This window comes from Bosea sp. OAE506, from assembly GCF_040546595.1.
Lineage (GTDB): Bacteria > Pseudomonadota > Alphaproteobacteria > Rhizobiales > Beijerinckiaceae > Allobosea.
Genome location: NZ_JBEPOB010000001.1, coordinates 4,215,492 through 4,235,037, shown reverse-complemented (window position 1 = coordinate 4,235,037; position 19,546 = coordinate 4,215,492). Strand labels below are relative to the sequence as shown.

The following is a 19,546-nucleotide window of genomic DNA, read 5'->3' as shown; positions in this document are numbered from 1 at the left end:
ATCCGCGCCAGCCGCGCCGAAGGGCTTCAGCGCCCCGAGAAGACGGGCAGGCGCTTGCCGAAGAAGGCGGCTGCGCCCTCATGCAGGTCGTCCGAGTCGAAGATGCGCTGCTGCGCGACATTGGCCTGCATCAGCCCGGCGTCGAGCGGCTGGTCGTCGGCACGATCCACGAGTTCCTTCGCGAGGCGGTTCGAGATCGGTCCGCGCTGGACGATCTCGCCGGCCAGCCGGCGCGCGGCGTCGAGTGCCGACCCATCTGATGCGACCGCGTTGACGACGCCCCAGGCGAGGGCGACCTCGCTGGAGATGGTGGCGCCGGTGAACAGCATCTGCTTGGCGCGGGCGGGTCCGACGAGGCGGGTCAGCCTCACGGCGCCGCTGCCGGCGAGCCCGCCGAGATGACATTCAGGCAGGCCGATGGCGACGCCCGCCTTCAGGACCCGCAGATCGCAGCAGAGCGCCAGTTCGAGCCCGCCGCCCAGCGCCGGCCCGTCGATGGCGGCGATGGTCGGCATCGGCAGCCTCGCAAGATTGCGCAGCACCATGTCCTCGACCAGGATTTTGCGTTCGCTGGCCTCGTGGCGGACCGAGGCGAATTCCTTGATGTCGCTGCCGGCGCAGAAGGCGCGGGCCTCCCCACCATGCAGGATGACGCAGCGCAGGTCGTCGCGTCGTGCGAGGTCGGCGAGGATGCGGTTGAGCTGGCGCAGCAGCGATCCCGTGACCAGGTTCAGCGGCCCGTTCGCCAGCGCGATTTCCGCGACGAAGGGCGTCTCGGCCAGGCTCGCGCTGCCCCCCGTCGCGACGCCATCGGCCATGTCAGGCTGCGCTCTGTTGCGGCAGGGTGATGCCGTGAAGCACGCCCATGCGCTCGAACTGGTGGTGGATGCGGTCGACATAGGCCGCGAAGGCGGCGGCGTCACCGAGCACGATCGGGCGCGGACGCGGCAGGTCGACCTGGATGTCGTCGATCACCTCGCCCGGGCTCGGGCTCATCACGAGGATGCGGTCGGAAAGGCCCACCGCCTCCTCGACGCTGTGGGTGATGAACAGCACGGTCGGGCGCCGGCGCAGCCAGAGGCTCTCGAGATCGGTGCGGACCTGCAGGCGCGTCAGCGCGTCCAGCGCACCGAAGGGCTCGTCCATCAGGATGACGGGCGGCTCGTGGACCAGTGTCCGGATCAGCGAGACGCGCTGGCGCATGCCCCCCGAGAGCTGGTTCGGATACTTGTCCATGGCGTGTTCGAGCCGCAGCTGCGCGAACAGGTCCTTCGCCCGCCGCGCCAGCGTCTCCCGGTCGAGCCCGCGGATATCCGCATGCAGCATGACGTTCTCGAAGGCCGTGCGGAAATCGAGCAGCAGATGGTCCTGGAAGGCGATGCCGACATCGGTGATCGGCTTGGTGACGCTGCGCCCGTCGACGGTGATCTCCCCGGTCGAGCGGGAGAGCAGCCCGGCCACCATCAGCATCAGCGTGCTCTTGCCGCAGCCCGAGGCGCCGACCACCGAGATGAACTGGCCGGCGGGGATCGTGATGTCGAGCGGCTTCAGAGCGCGGAAAGGTTTCTCGTCCTCGGCCCCGAAGACCTTGGAGACGTTGCGAATCTGGATCGTCACACCGGACTTCTGGTCGTGATCGGGCATGGCCTGTCCGTCAGTTGGCCGCAGGGGCGGTGGTCGAGGCCGCGACGGCATCGAGCGGGACCTTGGAGACCAGCAGGGCCTTGCGGCCCTGCTGCACGAGGGTGCCGTCCTGCTTGACGACCTTGACCTCGAAGGTCGCGATCGCCTGCGTCGGCCGCGAGCGGCTGTCGCGCAACTCGGCGAGTTCGTAGTCGACGAAGATCGTGTCGCCGACGAAGAGCGGCCCGACGAACCGCCAGCCGTCGATGCCGAGGAAGGCGATCGCCGTCTCGCGCAGCTCGCCGGTGCGCGCCCACATCAGGCCATGGGCATAGGCGAGACCGAGCATGCCATGGGCAACCCTTCGGCCGAACTGGCTGCTCTGGGCGTAGACGTCGCTGGTGTGCAGCTCCGAAAAATCGCCCGTCAGCCCCGCGAAACCGACCAGATCGGCATCGGTGATCGTCCGGCCCGGGCTGCGAAAGCGCATCCCGACAAAGAGGTCGTCATAGCGATAGCCCAGTCTCGGTTTGTCCAGCATGGCGTGCGGCATCGTCCTGGTCACGGGGAGGGCGGGAAGCGCCTGCTCACTTGCAGGCGCGCATCTCGCCGTCCGCCGGCAGATACTCGTTGGTGTAGTAGCTCTTGGGGTCCTGGCCCTCGGGCAGGAGCTTGACCTCGGAGAGCAGCGCCTGGGTGCGGGTCCAGTGCGCGTCCTCGGCCTTGCCGATGAACTTGGCGCCGCCGCTGCAGAACAGGGGGGTGATGGCGGCGAGTTCGGCGGTGGCGAGCTTGACGTTCACGTCCGGGAACAGAGTCTTGACGTGCTCGATCGCCTTGGCGGGGTTGTCGAGCGCGAAGGACCAGCCCTTCAGGCTCGCGGCGATGAACTTCTTCAGCACCTCGGGATTTTGCTTGATGAAGTCGTTCGAGGCGAAGATCGAGGTCGCGACCGTGGGCACGCCATGGTCGGCGAAGGGGAAGTTGCTCAGCTCCGCGCCCTGCATCTCCAGCTGGATCTGGTAGGCGTCGAGCGAACCGAGGATCGCATCGACCTGGCCCTGCAGCAGCGAGGGCACCATCGCGGCCACCGGCATGTTGATCAGCGTCATGTCCGATTCCTTCAGGCCATTGGCCTTCAGCAGAAGCGGCAGCATGGGACCCTGTGAGGAACCGGCGGGCACGCCGACCTTCTTGCCCTTGAGATCGGCGAGCGACTTGATGCCGGTCTTCTTGAGCGCGTTCACCGAGTTCGGGTTCGACTGGTAGACCGTCGAAACGATCCGCATCGGCGCGCCCTTCGAGATGAGCTGGCTGATCGCCACCGCATCCGCATAGGCGAGCTGCGAACGGCCGCTGGCGACGAGCTGGGCGGTGTTGCCCGAGCCGTTGCCCTGCACGACCGTCACGTCGAGGCCGGCGGCCTTGTAGTAGCCCTCGCCGACGGCGGCGGCGAAGCCGGCATTGGGGCCGCCTGCCGTCCAGTTGAGCTGGAAGGTGACGGGGGTCTGCGCCAGCGCGGCAGCAAGCCCGAGGCCGGCGGCGAAGGCGGTGGCCGCCAGCGAGCGATTGATCCAGTGCTTCATGTGAACCCTCCCATTGTGTTTGTCTTGTTTTGGTCTTCGTCTCGGTGGCGGCGGAGCGTCGGCCCTTCGGCCGGCGCACCGCTGCCCGTGCGGCGTGCTCAGCGGCGGGTGCGGCGCTGCCAGGGCGTCATCAGCCACTCGCTGAACTCGACGGCGTAGTTGATGACGATGCCGATGACGGTGAGCACGACGAGGACCGCGAAGGTCAGCTCGATGTCCAGCGTGCTGGTGCCGCGCAGCAGCACATAGCCCAGGCCCTGATTGGCACCGACGAACTCGGCGACGATGGCGGCCGTCGCGGCGATGGTGGCGGAGGTCTTGATGCCGGAGAAGAATGACCGGCAGCGCGGCCGGGAAGCGCAGATACCAGAAGGTCTGCCAGGTGCTCGCCCCCATCGACTGCGTCAGATAAAGCAGCCGCTGGTCGAGGATCTGGAAGCCGCTGATGCTGGCCAGCAGGAGCGGAAAGAAGGTCATCAGCAGCGTCAGCAGGACCTTCGATTCCATGCCGAAGCCGAGCCAGACGAGGAAGAGCGGCGCCACCGCAATCTTCGGCACGAGCTGCAGCAGCATGATCGGCGGATAGAGCGTCTGCTTGGCGACCGGCGAGAGCGCAATCAGCAAGCCGAGCGGGATTGCGAAGACGACAGTCAGGCCGAAGCCAAGCACGATCTCGGTCAGCGTCACCTTGGCGTTGAGCCAGAGCATGCCGGCATCGGTGACGACGCGCTGGAACACGGCGCCGGGCGCCGGAAGCAGATAGGCCGGAATCTTGAAGAACTGGATCGAGAGGGACCAGAGCGCGACGATGGCGACGAAGGTCATCGGCGGGATCAGGTTCCAGCCGATCGCACGCAGCCGTCGCATCGCCGGGGAGCGGCGCCGCGGCGCGGCCTCAGCGGCCGACGCACCGTCGAAATCGGACGCCGCGCGCGACGCCATCTGCGAAGCCATGTCCCGGCTCTCCTTCCCTGCTGTCCGGCGCCTGCCCGAAGGCGGCACTCTTGATGGGGCGCTACGCTGCCTGGGCAGGGCGCCGCCATGATCGATGAGCAGAAGCTAGTCGAGCCCGGCTCGCGTGACAAGCAAAATGTATCCGCTTACATTGATATGATCCGCGGGGTCGCGGCGACGCCGGTCGCGGGAGGCAGGCTATGAAGGATCCGCATGTCGTAGTCGCCGGCGCGGGAGCGATGGGCTGCCTGTTCGGCGGTCTGTTGGCCGAGCGGGGCCTGCGCGTCACGCTGCTGATGCGCAGCGAGGAGCGCGCCGCCGCGATCCGCGAACGGGGCCTCGTCATCGTCGGGGAAGGAGGCGAGCGCAGCGTCCCGCTTCGCGCCACGACCGAGCCCGGCGCCGTCGCGCCGGCCGATCTCGTTCTCGTCCAGTCCAAGGCGCATGCGACACGCGCGGTCAGCCAGATTGTGGCGCCACTCATGGCGCCGGGCGCCCTTGCCGTGAGCTTCCAGAACGGTCTCGGCAATGAGGAGATCATAGCGGAAGCCATGGGGTCGGGGGCCGTCCTGGGCGGTCTGACCTCGCTCGGCGCGACGATGGAAGCCCCTGGCGTGGTGCGCAACTACGCCGCGCTGCCGACCCTGATTGGTGAGATGTCGGGCGGGGTCTCGCCGCGGGCCGAAGCCCTGGCTGCCCTGCTGACCGCCCATGGCATCCCGACAGAGGCGAGCGCGTCCATTCTCACCGAGAAATGGCGCAAGCTGATGCTGAACGTCGCCATGTCCGCAACCAGCGGGCTGACGGGGCTGACGATCGGCGGTGTCGCCGGCCTGCCGCCTCTGGCCCTGGTCGCGCGGCGGGCGATGGACGAGGCCGCCGCCGTCGCGCTGGCCTGCGGGGTCGATCTGCCTCCCGAGACGCGCTACCGGACATTCGACGGCATCGTGGCCAGCGGGGCGGCGCGCAACAAGACCAGCATGCGCCGCGACATCGAGGCGGGCCGCCCCAGCGAGGTCGAGGCAATCTATGGCAGCGTGATCGAGCGGGGGCGCGCCAAGGGAGTCCCGACGCCGACGCTCGAGGCCCTCGCGGCTCTGATGCTCGGGCTGGAACAGTCGAGGAAAGAGTCCTGAGCCTCAGGCCGGCTCGGCCACGCCTGCGACACGCCGGGGGCTGTCCTTCAGGCCCAGCCGGCGTCGCGGCTGGCGCGCCTGCGAGCCGAGCGCCGCGATGTCGCGCTTCAGGCCCATCGGTTCGGCCGCGAAAAGGCGCGCATCCATCGTCTTGAGATCGGCCGCGATGGCAGGGCGGAAGTCCATATGGGCGACGATGTCGCGCTCGATATCGATGCCGGGCGCGACCTCGCAGAGCTCGAGCCCGCCCGCGCCGACGCGGAAGACGGCGCGCTCGGTCACGAAGACCGCCTCGCGGCCCTGCTCGCGGGCGAAGCTGCCATTGTAGCAGATCTGCTCGACGGCACGGACGAACTTGCGGCTGCGCCCTTCCTGCAGGATGCGCAACTGCCCATCCGTGGTGGCAATCTGCAGCCCGCCGGCGGTGAAGGTGCCGCTGAACACGACCTTGCGGGAGTTCTGGCTGATGTTCACGAAGCCGCCGATGCCGACGATGGTGTCGCCGAAGCGGCTGACATTGACATGCCCCTCGCCGTCGACCTCGGCGAAGGAGAGGAAGGCGATGTCGAGCCCGCCGCCATCATAGAAATCGAACTGGTAGGGCTGGTCGACGACGGCGTCGTAGTTCTGCGCGGCGCCGGAATCCGGCCCGGTCAGCGGCGCGCCGCCGACAAAGCCCTGCTCGTTGGTCAGCACGATCTCGTCGAGGAAGCCTTCCTCCGCCGCGACCGCCGAGACGCCGGTCGAGATGCCGGCGCCGAGATTGCAGATCGCGCCCGGGCGGATCTCCATGGCCGCGCGGCGCGCGACGATCTTGCGCTCGGTGAAGGGTAGGCGGCGCATGCCCTCCAGCGGAATCCGCATCTCGCCGGAATAGCTGGGATTGTAGTCGCTCCAGTAGGTCTGGCGCTGGTTCTCGTCGACGACGACGTAATCGACGAGAATGCCGGGGATCTTCACCGCACGCTGCGGCAGCGTCCCGCGCCGCGCCAGCCTCTTGACCTGCACGACGACGACCGCGCCGAGGCGCCGGCCCGCCTGGGCGGAGGAGAGCATTTCGCCGGGCACCGCCTCCTGCTCCATGGTGACGTTGCCGTCCTCGTCGGCGGTGGTCCCGCGCAGCAGCACAACATCGAGTGGGAAGGGCTTGAAGCGCAGCCACTCCTCGCCGCCGATCTCCAGCAACTCGACCATGTCTTCGCGCGCCGAGGCACTCTGCCGCGCGCCGCGTTGGCGCGGATCGACGAAGGTGTGCAGTCCCGTCTTGGTGATGACGCCGGGGCGGCCAGCCGCGATCTCGCGCGTCATCTGCGCGATCACGCCCTGCGGCAGCGTGTAGGATTCGATCAAATCTTTCTGCGCCAGCTCGATCAGCGGTGGGGAATCGACCAGCGCGCCGGTGATGCTGCGCCTGAGCATGCCCGCGTGGCGAAAGCGCGCCGCGCCCTTCAGCTTGCGGTCGCCGATGCCGACGGCGTGGATCAGGCAGAGGTCGCGCGGGGCGCCAGTCTCGAGAAAGCGGGCCTCGACCGCCTCCAGCACGGCCTCCGGCACGCAATGTCCCCCGCCTGAGCCGCTGACCAGGATGCTGTCGCCGGCCTGGATGAGCGAGGCCGCCTCGCTCGCGCTGATCACCTTCATCGGTCGCTTCCTCGCTGCGTCCGGCATCGGGGCGATTGACTTTCGCAGCCGGTTTTGTAACCGCTTGCATAGAATTGGGAGTCGACCAGTGTCAAGCCCGAGCCGCCTTGCCCCGACCATGAGAGGCCCTGCCGGTCAGGCCGCGAGACCGGCGCCGTGAAACGCGTTGCGATCGTCACCGGGGCGGGGCGCGGCATCGGCGCGGCGATCGCGGAGGCGCTCTCGGCCGCCGGCTTCGTCGTGGCGCGCGTCAGCCAGGAGCCGGCCGCCGAGGCGCAAGCCATTCCGGCCGGCGCCGGCGCCTATTACAGCCGCGACGTGGCCGATCTTGCCGGCCATGACGCGCTGATCGAGCGGATTGCCGCCGATCTTGGAGAGCCGGACTGCCTGGTCAACAATGCCGGCATCACCTCGCGCCAGCGCGGCGACCTGCTTGATCTCTCGCCGGGGAGCTTCGACGACACGCTTTCGGTGAATCTCCGGGCGGGCTTCTTCCTGACGCAGGCGTTCGCGCGCCGGCGGCTGGCGCGTGCTCCGGGCCAGCCGGGCTCGATCGTCTTCATCGGCTCGGCCAATGCCGAGATCGTCGGCGAGAACCGCGCCGACTACTGCATCAGCAAGGCCGGCGTCGGCATGATGGCGAAGCTGTTCGCTTCGCGCCTGGCCGCCGACGGCATCGCCGTGTTCGAGGTTCGGCCGGGCGTGATCCGCACGGCGATGACGGCGCCCGCCACCGAGAAATACGATGCGCTGCTCGCGGCCGGCGGCATTCCGATGCAGCGTTGGGGCGAGCCGTCCGATGTCGGGCGCACCGTCGCCGCGCTCGTCACGGGGGCGATCCCCTATGCGACCGGCATCCATATCGATGTCGGCGGCGGGCTGCAGTTGCACAGGGTCTGAGGAGAGAACGACGTGGCATTGGCGGGCAAGGGCGTGCTGGCGATCTGGAACGGCATCGCTGACGAGGCGGAGGCCGATTTCGTCGCCTGGCATATCGGCGAGCATATCCCCGAGCGCGTCGCGGTACCGGGCTTCCTGCGTGGGCGCCGCTATGTGGCGGAGCGGGGCACGCCGAAATACTTCAACTTCTACGAGACGGAGACGCCTGAGGTTCTGGTCTCGCCGGACTATCTGGCCCGGCTGAACGCGCCGTCGCCCTGGACGCAGCAGGTCGTCCGGCATTTCCGCGAAACGTCGCGGACGATCTGCCATGTCGCGAGGAGCCGCGGGCTCGGCGACGGGGCCTTCGTCGCGACGCTCCGGCTGGCAGCGAGCGGCGAGCGTGACGCATTCTTCGCCGGGCTGAGCACAGTGATGGACAAGCTGCAGGCAGCGCCCTCGATCGCCGCCGTGCATCTGCTCGAAGGGCAGGGCGGTGGTGGCGGTGCCACCGCCGAGAAGGCATTGCGCGGCGAGCCCGACCAGACGGCGGACTGGATCCTGCTGGTGGAGGCCGTCGAGGCCGCGCCGCTCGAGGCGGCGCTTGCCGCCCATGCGCCGCCGCAGACGCTGTCGGCCTTCGCATCCGGCTACGATCCGGCGCGCGATTATGGCATCTACCGCCTGCAATACGGTCTGGCGAAACCGCAGCTCGCCTGAGGTCCTGCCGGCCGGAGCGGGAGAGATGAGCGCATGACGAGGGTCAAGACTGTCGACAGGCGAGCCGCCATGGTGCCGTCCGAGGGGCGCGGCGAGGCGCGCCGCAGCGTCGGTTTGCGCGAGGTGGCGCAGGCGGCGGGCGTCTCGACGGCGACCGTCTCGCGCGCCATCAACAATCCCGACGTCGTCTCGGCCGATCTGCGCGAGCGCATCGCAGTCGCGGTCGAGCAACTGGGCTGGGTGCCGGACGGCGCGGCAAGGGCGCTGAGCACCCGGCGCTCCCAGACCATCGGCGCGGTGTTTCCGGCGCTGTCGATCGGTGATTTCGCCCATGCGACGCAGGCGATCCAGTCGGAGCTGTCGCAGGCGGGCTACACGCTGCTGCTCGCCTGCTCGGAATATGATCCCGATCTGGAACTGCGTCAGGTCCGCAAATTCGTCGAGCGCGGCGTCGATGGGCTGATCCTGGTCGGGCAGGCGCACCATCCCGAACTGGTGCCGCTGCTGCGGCGGCGCGACATGCCCTTCGTCAACACCTTCGTCTACGACTCCCAGACCCACGGCACCTGCGTCGGCCCCGACAACCGCAAGGCGCTCATGATGATGACGGAGCACCTGGCCGATCTCGGCCATGTCCGCTTCGGTGTCATCGCGCAGTCGACCCTCAACAACGACCGCGCCAGCGCGCGCCTCGACGGCGTGCGGGACGCGCTCGCCAGCCGCGGCCTTGCTGTCCGGCCGCAGCATTTCGCCATGGGCGAATGGTCGATCGCCGATGGGCGGCGCTTCCTGCGGAGCCTCTGGCAGACCGATCCCAAGCCGACGGCGATTATCTGCGGCAATGCCCATCTCGCCGTGGGCGCCGTGCTGGAGGCGCTCGCGATGGGCCTTCGCCTGCCGGCCGACCTCTCGATCGTCGGCTATGACGACATCGAGATCATGAGCCATCTGCCCGTTCCGGTGACGACGGTGCGCGTGCCCGGTGCCGAGATCGGCCGCGTGGCCGCTCAGGTTCTGACCGCCCGGCTGGAAGGGCGCGACTGCGCCGCCTCCTTCGAGGCCGAGGCCGAACTGGTGATCCGCGCCTCCTCCGGTCCCCCGCCTGCGGCCTAGCCGCATCTCAGTCCTGCCCGGTTCCGGAAGATCACCACGATGTCCGAACAGATTCCCGCTCCTGCCATCAGCGGGGCCACCCGCCTGATCGGCTTCCTGGGCGATCCCGTGATCCACGCGCGTTCGCCGCAAAACGCCAACCCGCTCCTGGCAGCGGCCGGGCACGATGCGGTGGTCGTGCCGTTCCATGTTCCCGAGGCGCGCTTCGATGGGGCCATGCCCGGCATCATGGCGCTGGCCAATCTCGACGGGCTCGTGGTGACGATGCCCTACAAGGCGCGGCTGATGCCGCTTCTGGACGAGATCAGCGGCCGGGCGCGGGCCGTTGGAGCCGTCAATGCGGCCCGCCGCACGCCGGAGGGGCGCTGGATCGGCGACATCTTCGACGGAGTCGGGCTCGTGGGCGCCGTCGAGGGGCTGGGCGTGGGCTTGAAGGGCGCAAAGGTCGGTCTGGTCGGGGCCGGTGGGGCCGGCGCGGCGATCGCCTTCGCCCTGACGGAGGCCGGCGTCTCGTCACTGGCGATCGACGACCGCGATCACGACCGGGCAGCCGATCTGGCACGGCGCGTCGCCGCCTTCGGCCCGGCGACACCCGTTGCCGGCGCGTTTGCCGTCGCGGATCTCGATCTGTTGGTGCATGCGACGCCGGTGGGCATGGCGCCGGGCGATGGGCTCGCCCTCGACATCGGCGGCCTGACTTCCCGCACCGCCGTCGTCGATATCGTCACCAAGCCGATGACGCCATTGCTGGAGGCCGCCGCGGCGCGCGGCTGCCGTCATGCGGGCGGCGGCGCGATGGTCGCCGCCCAGACCCGTGCGATCCTTGGTTTTCTCGGCTTCCCGGTCGGCTCCGTGGCACAAGCCGAAGCCCCGCGGGTCCCGTAAAGCTGCGGGGCCGGCGCGTCGCGACGCCAGACCGGGACGGTGCCGAAACGGATGCGGCCTCCGCTGGGGAGGCCGCATGGAGAGGCGATCAGACCGATATCGCCGGATCGCGAAGCGCCGGAAGGGGCCCTGACCTCGCGAAGGCGCTCGGTTACTTGCGCTTGGTGCCGACTTCCTCGTCCCAGCGCCGGAAGGCCACCACCATCTTGTCGGGCGTCAGCGGCGTCTCGATCGGGTTGTTGGCGATCAGATCGGCATATTCCGGCCGGCCGTACTCGGCGATCGCCTTCTGGCTCTCGGGCGGCGCCATCGAGAGCGGCACGTCCTTCACCGCCGGGCCGGGATAGAAATAGCCCTCGTCATAGGTGTAGGCCTGCTGCGCCGGCGTCAGCGTATGGCTGATCAGGTCGAGGATGACGGCGAGCTTCTCCGGGGCGACGCCCTTGGGCACGAACATGTACTGGGCGTCGGAAACCCAGTGGAAGCCCTTCAGCGTCTGGATCTTGGCCTCCTTCGGCACGATGCCGAGCGCGCGCGGGTTGATGTCCCAGCCCGTGGTCGAGACGATCATGTCGCGCGAGCCGTCGCCGAGCTCCTTCATCGTGGCGCCGGTACCGGTCGGATAGTACTCGATGTTCTGGCCGAGTTCCTTGAGATAGGCCCAGGTCTTCTCCCAGCCATTGACCGGGTCCTTGGGGTCCTTGTCGCCCAGCAGATAGGGCAGGCCCATGATGAAGGTGCGGCCCGGGCCGGAATTGGCCGGGCGGGCATAGAGGAAGCGGTTGGGGTTCTGCTTCGTCCAGGTGAGCAGTTCCTCGGCGGTGGTCGGCGGGGTCTTGACCTTGGCCGGCATGTATTCGAGCAGCGGGCCGGACGGATAGTAGACCACGCACATGCCCTGGCCGCCGCCGAGATTGTGCATGTCGAGCGCGGCCTTGAGCAGGATCTTGCTCGGATCGGGCAGCGAGGCCGCGTGGGCGGGAAGCAGCGGCTCCCAGAGGTTCTGCTCGATGCCGGCCGAGAGCGCGTCGAGCCCGCCGATGACGAGGTCGATGTCGACGCGCTTGGCCTCCTGCATCGCCTTGATCTTGCCCGGCAGCTCCGGCGCCGGCGCCTTGGTGAAGGTCATGCGCGAGACCAGGTTCTTCTTGGCGTCCCGATAGTTCTCGAGCGGCTTCTGCAGCAGCGCCAGCGCGCCGCCGACATCGATGATGCTCAGCGCGATCGGCGACTTCGGCAGGGCCGGAGCCTGCGCCAGTGCGCCGGTCGTACCCAGCACGGGAAGCGCGGCGAGCGTGGCGACGCCACCCTCGACAAACTGGCGTCGCGAGGTGCCGTTGCGGGTCTTCGAGGTTTCGTCAGACATGGGTCTCTCCCTTTTTCGTTCGCTGCTTGGAATCCGTCAGGTATGACCTGCCGTCGAAGGCCGCCGCCCTGGAACGAAGGGCGGAGCGAAAGGCGAGGACAGCGCAATGCACGACAACGAGGCCGATGCGCTGGCGGGCTGGCTGACGGGAACGCTGCTGCCCGGCTGGCTGGCGCGAGCCTGGGCTCCCGAACGACCCGGCTATGTCGAGATGGTGTCGCCCGAAGGCGGCGCAATTGAGAGCGACACACGCAGCACGCTTGTGACGGCGCGGCTGGCCTATGTCTTCAGCCATGCCCATCTGCTGGGCGTGCCCGGCGCGCTCGACGCGGCCCGTCATGGCATGGATTTCCTCTGGCCGCGCTGCCGGCGCCCGGAAGGGCTCTTCAGCCATCGCTGCACGCTGGCCGGCGAACCGGTCGATGCGAAGTCCGATTTCTACGATCTCGCCTTCGTGCTGTTCGCCTGCGGCTGGTTCGCCCGCGCGAGCGGCGAGGGGATCTGGCTGGAGCGGGCGGAGGCTGTGATGGGCTTCATCGAGACCGCGCTCGCCCATCCGCAGGGTGGCTTCGCCGAGGACACGCTGGGCACGCTGCCGCGCCGGCAAAACCCGCATATGCATCTGCTTGAAGCCAGCCACGCTTTGGCCGAGACCTCGGGAGACCGCCGCTGGCTCGCCCGCGCCGACAGCCTCGTGCGGCTGATGCGCGAGCGCATGCTCGATGCCGCGACCGGCTCGCTCGGCGAGTTTTTCTACGAGGACTGGCAGACGGCGGGCGGCCGCGCCGGGCAGATCCGCGAGCCCGGCCATCACTACGAATGGACCTGGCTGTTGCACCATCACGACCGGCTGACCGGCGGCGCCGAGGGCCGCGATGCCGCCCGCAAACTCTATGCCTTTGCCGAGCGCCATCACGGTCCCGGAGCGGCCCATCCCGTCATCAACGAGATCGGCCCCGATGGTGCCGTGCTCGACGGCGCCGCGCTGCTCTGGCCGCAGACGGAGTATCTCAAGGCGCTGACGGCGCGCATCGAGTTCGAGCGCGATCCCGTCGCGGCCGAGCGGCTCGATCCGCATCTGGCGCTGATGTTCGAACGCTTCGTCGATCGCCGCACCGGCCTCTGGCACAACCGCATCGACGACACGGGTGCACCGGTCGTGGCCCCGGTCCCGGTGCGCGTGCTCTATCACCTGCTGCTGGCGCTGGCTGAGGTCGTGCGGGTCAAGCGCCTGGCCGCACTCCGGGGCTGAGCCTCGTCCCGCCTTCGCCGATGCGCTGGCGCTCCCCGCGATCATGCGTCAGCCTCCCGTCCCGCGCGCCGCCGGCCAGCCGGCGGTCTTCAGGATGGCGTCGACGAGATGCTGCGAGGCCAGTGCCTCCTCGCCAGTGACGACGGGGTCGCGACCTTCCACGATCGCATCGAGGAAATCGCCGATCACGGCGCGGTGGGCGTCGTGCGGGAAGTCCATGATGTTGGCGCCGCTGCCGGTCGAGCCCTCGGCCTCGACCACCTCCTTGCGCCCGTCGAGGAAGGACAGTTCGAGCCGCCCGCCGACCAGTGCCGCGAAGCCTTTCGTGCCGATGATCTCGATGCGCTCGGGATGGCCGGGATAGGCCGCCGTCGTCGTCACCAGCGTCGCGGGCGCGCCCGAATCCGTCTCGAGCAGGGCCGAGACGTAGTCCTCGGTCTCCATCCGGTGCAGGCCGGTGGTGCGCGCCTGCGCGGCGACGACCTTCGAGACGCCGACCAGCGAGCGGAACAGGTCGAGCGAGTGGATTGCCTGCGTCAGCAGCACGCCGCCGCCGTCCCGCGCCAGCGTGCCCCGGCCCGGCTCGTCGTAATAGGCCTGCGGGCGCCACCACGGCACCTGCAGGAAAGCCGCCTCGATGCCGCCGAGTTCGCCCCCGTCGAGCGCTGCATTGAGGCGCAGGCTCGCCGGCCGGAAGCGATGCTGTAGCACCACGCCGAAGACCTTGCCGGTGGCACGCGCCGCCGCGACAAGCTCCGCGCCGCGCGCGCTGGTCAGTTCCAGCGGCTTCTCGACCAGCACATGCTTGCCGGCCTCGAGGCAGCGCCGCGAGACCTCGAGATGGCTGGAGGGCGGTGTCAGCACGATCGCCGCATCCACTGACGGATCAGCAAGCACCGCGTCGAGGTCAGTCGAGGTCGGGAAGGAGAAGTCGCGGGCATAGGTCGCGGCGCGCTCGGGGGAGCGGCTGACGGCGAAGCGGACATCCGCGCGCTCGGCGAGGTCGAGCAGGCTCTTCGAATGCGGCAGCGAGGCCGGTCCGAGGCCGATGATGGCAAGGCCGATGCGGCGGGTCATGCGGCGCTCCGTTCGGGTCTGGTCGCGAGCCTGACGGCTTGCGCTTGCGCTTCCAGCGCGAGTCGGCAGACGGTGAAGACATGCGACTGGCGCATCGCGGTCTCGCTGCGCGCGCCGACATCGGCGACGAGATCGCGGAAATAGGTCAGCGGCTCGCGCGATGCGTCGATATGGCGGGTGCCGGAGCGGTCGACGAGGAAGACATGGTCGGTGCCGGGCCGGCCGGCGATGTCGACATATTTGCGCAGCTCGATCGTGCCCTCGGTGCCCAGCAGCGTCAGCCGCCCGTCGCCCCAGGTCGGCAGGCCGTCGGCTGTGAACCAGTCGCAGCGGATATAGCCGCCGGCACGGTCGCCGCGCAGCAGGATCTCGCCGAAATCCTCGAAGCCAGGCCAATCGTCCGCTCCGAAATGGCCGACGGCCGACGTCACGATCTGCGCCTCCGTCGAGCCCGTGAAATGCAGGAACTGGTCGATCTGGTGCGAGGCGATGTCGGTCAGGATGCCGCCATAGGTCGCCGTATCGAAGAACCAGCCGGGCCGGATCGCTCGGTTGAGACGGTGCGGCCCCAGCCCCACCGTCTGGATGACGCGGCCGATCGCGCCGTCGGCGATCAGCTTGCCGGCGACGATCGTGGCCGGCACGACGAAGCGCTCGGAGAAGCAGATCGAGAAGATCCGTCCCGTCCGCGCCACGGCGGCTTCGACCGCGGCCAATTGGCCGAAATCGGTGACGCCGGGCTTGTCGAGCATCACATCCTTGCCGGCCTCCATCGAGCGGATGGCGATGGCCGCACGGTCGCGGGGGATGGCGGCGCAAGCGATGAGGTCGATCGTGGGGTCGTCGAGCAGCGCTTCACGATCGCACGGCGCGAGCGCAGGAAAGCGCTCGCGGAACCCCGCGAGCACGCGTTCGTCGCTGGTCGCTGGATCGAAGCCGACGCAGGTCGCGCCGGCCTCGATCAATCTACCCACCATGTGGAAGATGTGGCGGTGGTCCAGCCCTATCGCCGCGAAGCGCATGCCGCGTCGCCCCCGCTACTTCGGCGCGCCGTGACCGACGCCGATCTCCTGGTCCCAGCGCCGGAAGGCGGCGACCAGACGTTCGGGCGTCAGCGGCGGACGCGTCGGGGTCTGCAGGATCATGCCGTCATATTCGGGGCGCCCGAACTCCTTCAGGATGTCGCGGCTCTCCTGAGGCGCCATGTCGAGCGTGATGCCCTTGATCGCCGGGCCGGGATAGAAATAGCCCTTGTCATAGGTCGCCGCTTGGGCCTCGGGCTTCAGCAGATGATTGATCAGCGCCAGCAGCGCCGGCATTTTCTCGGCCTGCACGCCCTTCGGCACGCACATGAACTGCGTGTCGGGGATCCAGTGCGTGTTGGCGAGGGCGAAGACCTTGGCTTCCTTGGGCACGATGCCGAGCACGCGCGGATTGATGTCCCAGCCGAAGGTGGTGACGATGACGTCGCGGGTGCCGTCGCCGAATTCCTTCATCGTCGCGGCGGTGCCGGTCGGATAGTAGTCGATGCCGGTGCCGAGCTCCTTGAGATAGGCCCAGCTCTTGTCCCAGCCCTTCATCGGGTCGGACGGGTCGGCATCGCCGAGGATGTAGGGCAGCCCCTGCAGGAAGGTCCAGCCGGGGCCGGAATTCAGCGGCCGCGCATAGGTGAAGCGCTTGGGGTTCTGCTTCACAAAGGCGAGGAATTCGGCGGCGGTCTTCGGCACCGTCTTCAGCCGCTCGGCGCTGTAGCCGAAGAGCGGGCCCGACGGTGAGTAGACGACCGCCACCCCCTCGTTCTGGCCGAAGTTCTTCTGCATCATGAGCGCCTGCTCGTGATAGATGTCCTCGGGCTTGGGCAGGGCGGCGCCATGGGACTTCCAGAGGTCGACCCAAAGACCCTGCTGGATACCGTCCGACATGGCGCCCGGCCCGGTCAGGACGAGATCGATATCGACGCGGTTGGCATCCTGCTGGGCCTTCAGCTTCGCCGGCAGCTCGGGCGAGGGGGCGCGGGAGAAGTTCAGCCGCGAGATCAGCTTCGGGTTCGCCTTGACGAAGGCCTCGATCGAGGCCTGCGTCAGCTGGAGATTGCCCGCGACGTCGATGATGTTGAGCGAAACCGGGGCGCCCTGCGCGCGCACCCCGGTTGCGGCCAGCGCGGCGGCACTGGCGACGCCTGCCATGACGGCGCGGCGATGGGGCCTGAACTGCGTCTTGTCGGTCATTGGTGTCTCTCCCTGGGTTGCCCCTCTATCCGGCGCCTCGGACAGGCGCCGCCGGGGTTTCGATGGTCGAGAGCGGCGGGCCGTGGCCCGCCGCCGGTCGTCTCAGCGCCGTCCGCCACCTCCGACGATCTGCGTCGGGTTGACGAAGCGCAGCGCGATCACCAGCCAGACCAGCGTGGTGACCATGTAGATCACCGCCATCGCGTCGATGGACTGCACCGCCCGCACACCCGCCGCGAAGACGGCGTAGTAGAGCGCCACCACCAGCGTCTGGCTCGTCGGGCCGGCGGTCAGGAAGGTCAGCTCGAACATCGCGATGGTGCGCACGAGCACCAGCAGCAGCGCTGCCAGAATGCCGGGCATGAGCAGCGGCAGCAGCACATGGATAAAGAGCTTGAAGGTGTTGGCGCCGAACACACGCGCCGCTGCCTCGATCTTGGTGTCGATCTGCTCGATGAAGGGGATCATCACCAGGATGACGAAGGGGACAGTCGGCACGAGGTTCGCGAGGACGACGCCTGACATCTGGCCCGCGAGCCCGAGCTTGTAGAGCACCGTCGCCAGCGGAATGCCGTAGGTGATCGGCGGCACCAGCAGCGGCAGCAGGAACAGCAGCATCACGATCTTCTTGCCGGGGAAGTCGCGCCGCGCCAGCGCATAGGCAGCCGGCACACCGATCAGCCCTGACAAAAGCACCACCAGGAAGACGATCTGGAAGGTGACGGTCAGTACGTCGGAGAGCTGGAACTCCGACCATGCGGAATAGTACCAGCGCGTCGTCCAGCCGGCCGGAAACCAGGTCCCGAGCCAGCGCGTGGCGAAGGAGCTGGTGATCACGGTCGCGATCATCGCCAGCAGGTTGAGCAGGAAGAACCCGATCAGCGCCCAGTTGGCGGCGGCCCAGATCTTCGTCGAGAGACGGGTATCGGCGACCATCGACTCAACCCTTCCCGCCGCCGGCCGGCCCGCGATAGAGCAGGCCGCGCAGGCTCAACACCAGCACCACGATCGACAGCTGCACCATTCCCATGATCATCGCGATCGCGGAGGCCAGCGAGTAGTCGTATTCCTCGAACGCCGCCTGATAGGCCGCGATGGAGATCACCCGCGTTGGCCCCGCGGGCGCCCCCAGCAGCACCGCGGAGGGGAACACCGAGAAGGCCTGCACGAAGCTCAGGCAAAAGGTGATCGCCAGACCCGGCAGCAGCAGCGGGAAGAGGATGTGCTTGAAACGCTCCCAGGGGCCGGCGCCCAGCGTCGCGGCGGCCTTCTCCAGCGCGGGATCGATGCCCGAGAGGTAGGACAGCGTCAAAAGGAAGGTGAAGGGGAAGCCCGTGATCACCAGCGACAGCATCACGCCCCAGTAGTTGTGCAGGAGCTTGATCGGCGTCGAAATCAGGCCGATCCACATCAGGCTGCGGTTGAACCAGCCCTGCGGACCGAGATAGGCCAGCAGCCCCTGTGCCACCAGAACGGTGCCAAGCGTGATAGGAATCACCAGCAGCGTCGTCAGCAGCCGCTGGCGTTGCAGCAGCCGGACGCGGAAGGCGATCGGCACGGCGAAGACCAGCGTCAGCAGCGTTACCGGCAAAGCGAGCCAGAGGGTCGTCGCGATCGTCCCGTAAAGGAAGGAATCCGAGAAGAAGCGGCTGTAATTGGCAAAGGCGCCGCCGTGCTTGGGATTGAACGACAGCACCAGCCCGTACAGGAAGGGGTAGATGAAGAGCAGCAGCAGGAAAATGACCGCCGGAACGACGAGCAGGGTCAGGCCGTCGACCCCGCGGGCCGCCAGCCGCTGCTTCAGCGGGATGTCGTCGAGGGCCGCGCTCATGCCGCGCCTCCGCCGAACACCAGCACCCGGTCGGGCGCCGCGCCGAGCGTCACCGTCGCTCCCGGCTCAAGCTTGTCATGGGCGAGGAACGATAGATCCGTGCCGTCCTCCATCCGCCCGAAGCCGACGAATTCGCGGCCCCGGAACTCGGTGGAGATGATCGTCGCCTGAAGCCCCTTCTCGCCGGCTGCAACCGGATGCAGATCCTCCGGCCGGATCGCGACATGGCCGGCCTGGCCGGCCGCAACCGCACCGCGGCTGCGGCCCTTGATGGTGGCACCGCCGACGGCGACAGCCGCCGTGCCGCTTTCCAGGGCCTTCACCTGGCCCTTCACGACATTGCGGAAGCCCATGAACTCGGCGACGTCGAGATGGTCGGGCTGCGAGAAGAGCTCTTCGGGCGTGCCGACCTGCCGCATCTGCCCGTCGCGCAGCACGACGATGCGGTCGGCTAGAGACAGCGCCTCTTCCTGGTCATGGGTGACGTAGATCGTGGTGGCGCCGAGCGCATTGTGGATGCGGCGGATTTCGGCGCGCATCTCCAGCCGCAGCTTGGCGTCGAGGTTCGAGAGCGGCTCGTCCATCAGCACCAGCGGCGGCTCGACCACGATGGCCCGCGCGATCGCGACGCGCTGCTGCTGGCCGCCCGAAAGCTGGCCAGGCAGCTTGTCGACCTGGCTCTGCAGCCGCACAAGCGCCACCGCCTCCTCGACGCGCTTGTCGATCTCGGCCTTGGGCAGCCCGCGCATCTTCAGGCCGAAGCCGATGTTGCGGCGGACGTTCATGTGCGGGAACAGCGCGTAGTTCTGGAACACCATGCCGAAACCGCGCTCTTCGGGCCGCAGCGGATCGATGCGCTTCTCGTCGAGCCAGATGCCGCCGCCGGTCGCCGGCAGGAGGCCCGCGATCAGGTTCAGCGTCGTCGACTTGCCGCAGCCCGAGGGGCCGAGCAGAGCGATGAACTCGCCCTTGCGGATCGTCAGCGAGACGTCCTTGAGGGCGTTGTGTGTTCCGAAATCGCGGCTGAGGCGATCGAGCTTCAGCTCGCGGAAATTGGCGGCATGTATCGTCATGGAAGCCACGCGGTTGCGGGCAGGCGAGCAGCGCCTGCGGACAAGAATCGGGGAGCGGGAGGCGAGGGCATCACGGCTGTCAGGCGGCGCGTCGGCATGTCTGCGGGCATGCCGCACCCATGTCGATCCACAGGGCCCTGAAGGCTGAAAGCACGTCCTGTCCTCCCGATCATCAGGCTGCC

General features: G+C 68.4%; 19 protein-coding genes and 1 pseudogene. 6 read left to right on the top strand and 14 right to left on the bottom strand.

Annotation, left to right across the window (positions count from 1 at the left end):
• Nucleotides 1–26: 26 nt before the first annotated feature.
• The 6 genes and pseudogenes from ABIE41_RS20600 to ABIE41_RS20575 form a co-directional block, all read right to left on the bottom strand.
• Nucleotides 27–818, bottom strand: coding sequence for an enoyl-CoA hydratase/isomerase family protein (locus tag ABIE41_RS20600; protein ID WP_192642101.1), 792 nt, complete (start codon nt 816–818; stop codon nt 27–29).
• A 1-nt stretch (nt 819) separates the two neighbouring features.
• On the bottom strand, nt 820–1,644 hold the full coding sequence (locus ABIE41_RS20595; RefSeq protein WP_192642100.1) for an ABC transporter ATP-binding protein: 825 nt from the start codon (nt 1,642–1,644) through the stop codon (nt 820–822).
• Between the two features lie 10 nt (nt 1,645–1,654).
• A complete protein-coding gene (locus ABIE41_RS20590) occupies nt 1,655–2,164 on the bottom strand; it encodes a MaoC/PaaZ C-terminal domain-containing protein (RefSeq protein WP_354192977.1) in 510 nt (169 codons plus the stop codon).
• Between the two features lie 46 nt (nt 2,165–2,210).
• The gene (locus ABIE41_RS20585) at nt 2,211–3,209 is read right to left on the bottom strand and encodes an ABC transporter substrate-binding protein (RefSeq protein ID WP_192642098.1); all 999 of its coding nucleotides are present in this window, start codon (nt 3,207–3,209) and stop codon (nt 2,211–2,213) included.
• 98 nt (nt 3,210–3,307) lie between these two features.
• Nucleotides 3,308–3,496, bottom strand: a complete 189-nt coding sequence (locus ABIE41_RS20580; RefSeq protein ID WP_354193510.1) for a hypothetical protein — start codon at nt 3,494–3,496, stop codon at nt 3,308–3,310.
• Nucleotides 3,497–3,605: 109 nt separating this feature from the next.
• Nucleotides 3,606–3,917 (bottom strand): annotated as a pseudogene (locus tag ABIE41_RS20575) (ABC transporter permease); the annotation flags it as partial.
• Between the two features lie 446 nt (nt 3,918–4,363).
• Between ABIE41_RS20575 and ABIE41_RS20570 the strand changes: the two are divergent.
• The gene (locus tag ABIE41_RS20570; protein ID WP_192642097.1) at nt 4,364–5,299 is read left to right on the top strand and encodes a ketopantoate reductase family protein; all 936 of its coding nucleotides are present in this window, start codon (nt 4,364–4,366) and stop codon (nt 5,297–5,299) included.
• Between the two features lie 3 nt (nt 5,300–5,302).
• Here the strand turns inward: ABIE41_RS20570 and ABIE41_RS20565 are convergent, their stop codons facing one another.
• Nucleotides 5,303–6,940, bottom strand: a complete 1,638-nt coding sequence (locus ABIE41_RS20565; protein WP_192642096.1) for an acyl CoA:acetate/3-ketoacid CoA transferase — start codon at nt 6,938–6,940, stop codon at nt 5,303–5,305.
• Nucleotides 6,941–7,096: 156 nt separating this feature from the next.
• Here ABIE41_RS20565 and ABIE41_RS20560 point away from each other — a divergent pair, with 156 nt between their 5' ends.
• The 4 genes from ABIE41_RS20560 to ABIE41_RS20545 are packed head-to-tail and all read left to right on the top strand — an operon-like array spanning nt 7,097 to nt 10,537.
• Nucleotides 7,097–7,840, top strand: a complete 744-nt coding sequence (locus ABIE41_RS20560; protein WP_192642095.1) for a 3-ketoacyl-ACP reductase — start codon at nt 7,097–7,099, stop codon at nt 7,838–7,840.
• Nucleotides 7,841–7,852: 12 nt separating this feature from the next.
• Entirely contained in the window at nt 7,853–8,539 is a 687-nt protein-coding gene (locus tag ABIE41_RS20555; protein WP_192642094.1) for a DUF4286 family protein, read from the top strand.
• A gap of 33 nt (nt 8,540–8,572) precedes the next feature.
• Entirely contained in the window at nt 8,573–9,652 is a 1,080-nt protein-coding gene (locus tag ABIE41_RS20550; RefSeq protein WP_192642093.1) for a LacI family DNA-binding transcriptional regulator, read from the top strand.
• 39 nt (nt 9,653–9,691) lie between these two features.
• A complete protein-coding gene (locus ABIE41_RS20545) occupies nt 9,692–10,537 on the top strand; it encodes a shikimate dehydrogenase family protein (RefSeq protein ID WP_192642092.1) in 846 nt (281 codons plus the stop codon).
• 151 nt (nt 10,538–10,688) lie between these two features.
• On the opposite strand, the gene ABIE41_RS20540 is transcribed toward ABIE41_RS20545, so the two are convergent.
• Nucleotides 10,689–11,903 carry an extracellular solute-binding protein gene (locus tag ABIE41_RS20540; protein WP_192642091.1) on the bottom strand — a complete coding sequence of 405 codons (1,215 nt, stop codon included), beginning with the start codon at nt 11,901–11,903 and terminating at the stop codon, nt 10,689–10,691.
• Nucleotides 11,904–12,009: 106 nt separating this feature from the next.
• Here ABIE41_RS20540 and ABIE41_RS20535 point away from each other — a divergent pair, with 106 nt between their 5' ends.
• Nucleotides 12,010–13,155 (top strand): AGE family epimerase/isomerase, encoded by a 1,146-nt coding sequence (locus ABIE41_RS20535; RefSeq protein ID WP_192642090.1) that lies wholly within the window; start codon nt 12,010–12,012, stop codon nt 13,153–13,155.
• Nucleotides 13,156–13,203: 48 nt separating this feature from the next.
• On the opposite strand, the gene ABIE41_RS20530 is transcribed toward ABIE41_RS20535, so the two are convergent.
• From ABIE41_RS20530 to ABIE41_RS20505, 6 genes are all read right to left on the bottom strand, one after another.
• Nucleotides 13,204–14,232, bottom strand: coding sequence for a Gfo/Idh/MocA family protein (locus ABIE41_RS20530; RefSeq protein ID WP_192642089.1), 1,029 nt, complete (start codon nt 14,230–14,232; stop codon nt 13,204–13,206).
• Nucleotides 14,229–15,254 carry a Gfo/Idh/MocA family protein gene (locus ABIE41_RS20525; RefSeq protein ID WP_192642088.1) on the bottom strand — a complete coding sequence of 342 codons (1,026 nt, stop codon included), beginning with the start codon at nt 15,252–15,254 and terminating at the stop codon, nt 14,229–14,231. The genes ABIE41_RS20530 and ABIE41_RS20525 overlap by 4 nt, the downstream gene beginning before the upstream one ends.
• Before the next feature lie 15 nt (nt 15,255–15,269).
• The gene (locus ABIE41_RS20520) at nt 15,270–16,460 is read right to left on the bottom strand and encodes an ABC transporter substrate-binding protein (RefSeq protein ID WP_192642087.1); all 1,191 of its coding nucleotides are present in this window, start codon (nt 16,458–16,460) and stop codon (nt 15,270–15,272) included.
• Nucleotides 16,461–16,562: 102 nt separating this feature from the next.
• Entirely contained in the window at nt 16,563–17,396 is an 834-nt protein-coding gene (locus ABIE41_RS20515; RefSeq protein WP_047582407.1) for an ABC transporter permease, read from the bottom strand.
• Nucleotides 17,397–17,400: 4 nt separating this feature from the next.
• Nucleotides 17,401–18,291 carry an ABC transporter permease gene (locus tag ABIE41_RS20510; RefSeq protein ID WP_192642086.1) on the bottom strand — a complete coding sequence of 297 codons (891 nt, stop codon included), beginning with the start codon at nt 18,289–18,291 and terminating at the stop codon, nt 17,401–17,403.
• Nucleotides 18,288–19,364 carry an ABC transporter ATP-binding protein gene (locus ABIE41_RS20505; protein ID WP_192642085.1) on the bottom strand — a complete coding sequence of 359 codons (1,077 nt, stop codon included), beginning with the start codon at nt 19,362–19,364 and terminating at the stop codon, nt 18,288–18,290. The genes ABIE41_RS20510 and ABIE41_RS20505 overlap by 4 nt, the downstream gene beginning before the upstream one ends.
• Nucleotides 19,365–19,546 lie beyond the last annotated feature (182 nt).